A 5,459-nucleotide genomic window follows, 5' to 3' on the forward strand; every position below is an offset into this window, starting at 1 on the left:
GGGGGGAAGGGGTCGGCTGCTCGAACACTCTAGGAATGATCGGGAAATTTCACAATCCGCTTGGTCCTGGCCTTGCCGATCCGGCGAGGTGGCCTGGTGGGTTCCGGATCTCCCTAGATCGTGGGTATGTGGTGGGCCATAACATCGGAGGGGGAGCGTCGCGGCATGGGCCGCCCGGCGGCTACCTTGGTGGACCGTTGCACCTGACACGGCCGCTCCCCGCTTCCGCTACCGGTTGGGGGCTATTGTCCGGCAGCATTGGAGGCACCATGGAAAACGTCGTCGCCGTAATCGGATTCGCCGGTGCTCTCCTCGCCGCCATCGCCACCGGTGCCCTGATCAGGCGGCTGCGCGACGAGCCGGTCGGCTGGCTGGGCGCGTGGACCGCGTCCACGGTGGCACTGTGCCTGGCCCTCGGCGTGGTCGCGGCAGGGCACCTGCTCGGGTTCGGCGCCACCACCTTCCGGCTCTACCAGATCACCGGCTCCCTCGTCGCCCCCTTGTGGCTGGCCATCGGCGCGGTGCAACTCCTGGCCAGGAAGACCCCGCCGAAGTTCGCCGCATGGCTGCTCGGCGGCGCGCTGACCTTCGTCAGTATAGTGATCATGGTCGTCGACCCGGTGAACAACGGCGGGTCGTTCAGCGAATCCCTGCCGGTCGGCAGCACCCACTGGAGCCTGTTCCCGGCCTCACTGCTCGCCGCCGCGCACGCCGCCACGGTCGCCATCATGGTCGGCGCGATGATCGTCGCCGGGCTGCGCTGGCGCGACGGCGACGAGTACGACATGGACAACTTGCACGCCGTCCTGGTCATCGGGCCGGTCGGCATCGCGCTCGTGGGCGTGCTCCGATTCTCCTCGCTGGGCCTTTTCACCACCGTCATCCTCACGGTCGGCGCGGCCGCCACCTGGTACGCGCTGATCCGCCCGCTCGCGCCCTACGACGACGAGGAGGATGAGGAAGAGGACGGTTACGAGGAGGACACCGCCGCCGTCAAGCGGCCGGAGCAGGGGCGGCGGCGCGCGGTCGCCGAACAGGGGGCCCAGGCCCGCGACCAGGTACGCGAGACCATCCGCGAACCCGCCCGCGAACCGATCCACGAACCAATTCGCGAACCCGCCCGCTCCCGCACCGACCAGGCGTTCGCCGAGCAGGGCCGGATGGAGGAGCGGGGGCGCCGGGAGGGGCACGGCTTCGCCGCGGAAGGCGGCGTGCCGGAGAGCGGGCAACCGCAGCCCCAGCAGGGCAGACGGCGGTCCGGGCTCGGCGACCTCGTGGCCGAGTACCGCGCGGGTGAGCAGGACGTCGACTACGCGGCACGCATGCGGGCCGACGAGGGCGGCTCGCCGTTCGCGGATCCGTCCTATGGGGACGCCTCCTACGGGGAGGCGCCGCCTTTCGAGGAGCCTCCCGCGAACGGCTTCTTCGGTGGGCCGGCCGGCGGGGCCACCGGCGATTTCGAGTCGCCGCGCGGCGGCCGGGGCAGGCGCGGCACCGAAACGGGCGCTCACGCCCGCATGGCGGGCGGTCGCGGCGGCCGGCGGGCACGCCGCGCCGAGCAGCAGGAGTACAGCATGCCCGGAACCGGGGTGGTATACCCCGAGACGTCCGGCCATGGCCCCAACACGGGCGGTGGTGGGGGTGGTCGGCCGTCGCCGAGCATCTACGGGTTGCTCACCGTTTTCACGCTCATCGACGGCTCGGGCGACGCCTTCGACCACCTGGCCGAGGCCACCGTGGACGGCGTCCGACAGAACGAACCTGACACGCTGGTCTACTCTTGCCACGCGGTGAAGTCGGCACCGTTGCAGCGAATCGTGTATGAGCTATACCGGGACGATGTCGCATTCGCCGAACACCAGCGGCAACCCCACGTGCAACGCTTCGTCACCGAACGCCAGTCCCTCGTCCTCGCCACCAACGTCATCGAACTCACCGTCAACGCCGCCAAAGTCGTCCCGCTGCCGACGGCGTTCATCTGAACCTTCTCGATTCCGCGCTGTTCTTCCCGCCCGGTCACTTCTTTCCGCGCTTTCGCGCCGTTCTTCCCCATCCCACGAGCCCCTGCTTTCCCACATGTTCCGGTCTCGGTCTCCATGCGGCAGGCCCTGTTCAGCCGCCGGCTTGTTGCCGGTCGGCTCTTGTGCCGGGCGTTTCGCGTGAGTCGTGGTACCTCGCCGTTTCGCACTGCGGTGGCGAAAGGCTCGGCCCTCGCTTCGCTCGGACGCTCTTCCCGATGTCGGGCTTCGCCCGACGTTGTTGCTGGTGGTGTGCCGTAGGTTTCGGTACCAATTCCGTACGGTAAGTCCCTCCGGCCGCAGCACGGTTGCTGACGGGGGTCGCATCCCACGGAGTCGTGGAACCTTTCCCGCGGCCGAAATGGTCGACCTACCCGATACCCGATGCGAGCGCTCCCACTGACAACACCCTCTTGGACGCCATTCCTAATCGCCGTCGCTTCGCTCAGCCGCGTCTTCCCGTATCGGGCTCCGTCCGAACACTCCGCACGGCACGGAGGGTCCGCCGCTGCCCTCGGTGCCGATATAGTGGTCTGTGATTCTGTGCGGCGGGTATTGAGCCATTCCGAGTAACGGCTTGTGACTGTGGGTAGTCGGTGCTGCTTGGGGGTTGGGGACACGCCCGGATCCGTTGTGGTACAACGAAAAGACGCAGAACGCGGGGTATGAAGGTGGTCCTCCTACAGATCAACTTCATAAAGGGGCGCTCCCGCGCGAGCTCAAGCTGGAACTGCTCGGCGGGGACCATCATGCCTGCCGCGTCACCGACCGCTTCCGTGCGCTCGATCAGCGCACTCACCGCGGGATCGGGCGGTGTACAGGACTCGAGCAGGTAGTCACGCGGGGCCTGGTCGACCGAAACGTGCTTGATCTCGGCGGAACGGGTCACCCGGGGTGGAACACCGCGTGGGCCGAGCACACCGGGCCGGGCGATCGTCACCGGAGTTCGAGGGCGAGCGCGTCCTTGACCTTGCGCGACCCGCGACCCGCGACCACGAGAGAGACCACGACAACAGCGCTGGCGGACGGCGGGCCGGGCAGGTTCACCCCGCCCGGCCCGCCGTCCACCCGAAGGGAAGCCGCGGGGTGCTGTCCGCCCCACCCGTCCATGCCGTCGAACTGGTTTCGCCCGACCACCAGAGCCCCATAGCCCTCGATCATGTCGCGGACATAGTCGGCGGACGCCTCGGAGACCTTGTACGACAGGCCCGGCAGCGCGGTGGGCACCTCGACATCGCCGGCACGGCACCACACGAAAGGTACTCAAACCCCCCGTTCTCCGGACCGGCGATGAAACCGTCCAGCGACACGGACGCTTGAGTCGCCACTTTTGGCATGAGAAATCCCGACTAGTGCGATAAATCGAGCACTTCTCGACCGTTCGACTCTGGCACCGTGATCGGTCGTTGTCCACTTCTCCCGTGCTGTCCACCGACTACCCACAGTCACAAGCCGTTACTCGGAATGGCTCATTGTGTGTCCCCCGCCCTTTATCGGCGCGTTTTGGCGTCGGGTGTTTCGCGTGCGCTGTGGTACTTCGCCGTGCCGAACATCGGCTCCTGGGCATGTCTTCCAGGTCGTCATGCCTTTGGTGCTCATCGTTGCTTTTCTGTGGCCGGGTGAGCGACCTGCGCGATGCCCGATCCAGACGTCCCGTTTACACCACCCGGCGGGATTGCTCGGCGGTGAGAGGTGACGTGATGGGCTCCCAAGGCCGGTCGTGTGCGCGGACGTTCGGAGAGATCGGCGACGATGCGGCGGGAGCGCCGCGCGTCCCGGACGTTACGGCCGGGGCGGGCCACTCTGGTCTGCGGCTCATCGATGTCCGGCGGCCGTGGTGAGCGGCCTTCCGGTGGCCTCGCGGTGGTTCGACCGGCGGCAGGTCGATGATTCGATCACCATGCTGGTGGAACCGCATGTGCATCCTGCTGCGATCGAACATCTGGCATGTCCGGGGCGGCGAGCGTGACCTACTGGTGGACGCGGGCTGCGGCGTGGCCTCGCTACGGGACGCCGCGCCCGACCTGTTCGCCCGCGAACCCGTCGTGGTCTTCACCCACTCCCACTACGACCATGTGGGCGGCGCGCATGAGTTCGCCGAGCGATGGATCCACGAGGCCGAGGCGTTGTCGCTGGTGGAGCCGGAGTTCGGCACGTTGATCGGTTCCGACCTCCCGGCGGAGTTTCACGCGTTGCTGGACGAGATCGGCGTCCCGATGCCCGAGGCGCTGGTCGACGCGCTGCCGTACGGCGGGTACGACATCGCCACGTACGACGCCGTGCCCGCGCCCGCGACGCGGCTGCTGCGGGAGGGCGACCCGGTGGATCTGGGCGACCGCGCCTTCACCGTGTTGCACCTGCCCGGGCACACGCCCGGCGGCATCGCGCTCTGGGACGAGGACGGCGGCGTGCTCTTCTCCGGTGACGTCATCTACGATGCGCCGCTGCTGGACAGCCTGCCCGGGTCCGACCCTGCGGCGTACCGGGCGACCATGCGCCGGCTTCGTGACCTTCCCGTCAGAGTGGTGCATCCCGGCCATGAGCCGAGCTTCGGGCGGGATCGGATGATCGAGGTCATCGACGCCTACCTCAGCTCTCGCGGGGAGTGACCGCAAGACCAGGTTCTTCCAGCGGGGCCTCCTCGTGTTCAGGCCGGTCAGGGGCGTTCGGCTCGCCGGGCCCATCCCGTACGGCAGAGCCTCCCTCCACCGACCGCCGTGCTCCGTTGCGCGCCCGTGCCCGGCGTTTCGCGCCGTCGTGGCCGCTCGCCGTTCCAGCACCGGCAGACCGGCGGTGTAGAACCATCGGGAGGGCCCGCATCATCTCGTCGAGCGCGCGGAATCGAGGCTTCATGGCGGACTATGTGCAGGTGCTGACGACGGTGGAGAGCGAGGAGGACGGAATCGCGCTCGCCCGGGGCATCGTGGAGGCCCGGCTGGCGGCCTGCGTGCAGTTGGTCGGCCCCATCACGTCGGTGTACCGGTGGCAGGGGGCGCTTGAGCAGGCGCGGGAGTGGCAGTTGCTGATCAAGACGACGCGCGACCGCTACGGCGACCTGGAGGCGCACATGAAGGCGAACCACGGCTACGACACGCCTGAGATCATCGCCACCCCGATCCTCACCGGCAGTGCCGAATACCTGTCCTGGATCGACGCGGAGACCGCACAAGCCGGCTCATCGCCCGGCTGACTCACTGGTACACCCGCCTACTGCAGCCGCGGGCGCGTCACCTGCCAAGCTGCGTACCGCGTTGTTCCCAGCGGCAAGGCGTGCCGGTCACCGAGCGGGGGCCGCTTTCGGTGGTTCGCCCGGCGAGGGCGCTCCGGGCAGCCCTGCTGGACCGTGCGGGAGTTCGGCGTAGTGGTCGCCGGGCGGGGCCGCTTTTCGTGCTTGGTCCGGGGTGTGTCCTTCGGGCGGCGCTGGTGGGCGGTGTCGGAGGG

At 68.5% G+C, this 5,459-nt stretch carries 4 protein-coding genes; 3 read left to right on the forward strand and 1 reads right to left on the reverse strand.

Translation table 11 applies throughout. The features are described from left to right. Positions 1–269 precede the first annotated feature (269 nt). Entirely contained in the window at positions 270–1,982 is a 1,713-nt protein-coding gene (locus C1I98_RS34425; RefSeq protein ID WP_111171506.1) for a putative quinol monooxygenase, read from the forward strand. 972 nt (positions 1,983–2,954) lie between these two features. On the opposite strand, the gene C1I98_RS43330 is transcribed toward C1I98_RS34425, so the two are convergent. Beyond that, positions 2,955–3,272 carry a hypothetical protein gene (locus C1I98_RS43330; RefSeq protein ID WP_199537441.1) on the reverse strand — a complete coding sequence of 106 codons (318 nt, stop codon included), beginning with the start codon at positions 3,270–3,272 and terminating at the stop codon, positions 2,955–2,957. 662 nt (positions 3,273–3,934) lie between these two features. Between C1I98_RS43330 and C1I98_RS34435 the strand changes: the two genes are divergently transcribed. Continuing rightward, positions 3,935–4,627, forward strand: a complete 693-nt coding sequence (locus C1I98_RS34435; RefSeq protein ID WP_199537442.1) for an MBL fold metallo-hydrolase — start codon at positions 3,935–3,937, stop codon at positions 4,625–4,627. Positions 4,628–4,869: 242 nt separating this feature from the next. Next, entirely contained in the window at positions 4,870–5,208 is a 339-nt protein-coding gene (gene cutA, locus C1I98_RS34440) for a divalent-cation tolerance protein CutA (RefSeq protein ID WP_111171507.1), read from the forward strand. Positions 5,209–5,459: the final 251 nt, after the last annotated feature.

This window comes from Spongiactinospora gelatinilytica (assembly GCF_003236385.1).
In the GTDB taxonomy this organism is placed as follows: Bacteria; Actinomycetota; Actinomycetes; order Streptosporangiales; family Streptosporangiaceae; genus Spongiactinospora; species Spongiactinospora gelatinilytica.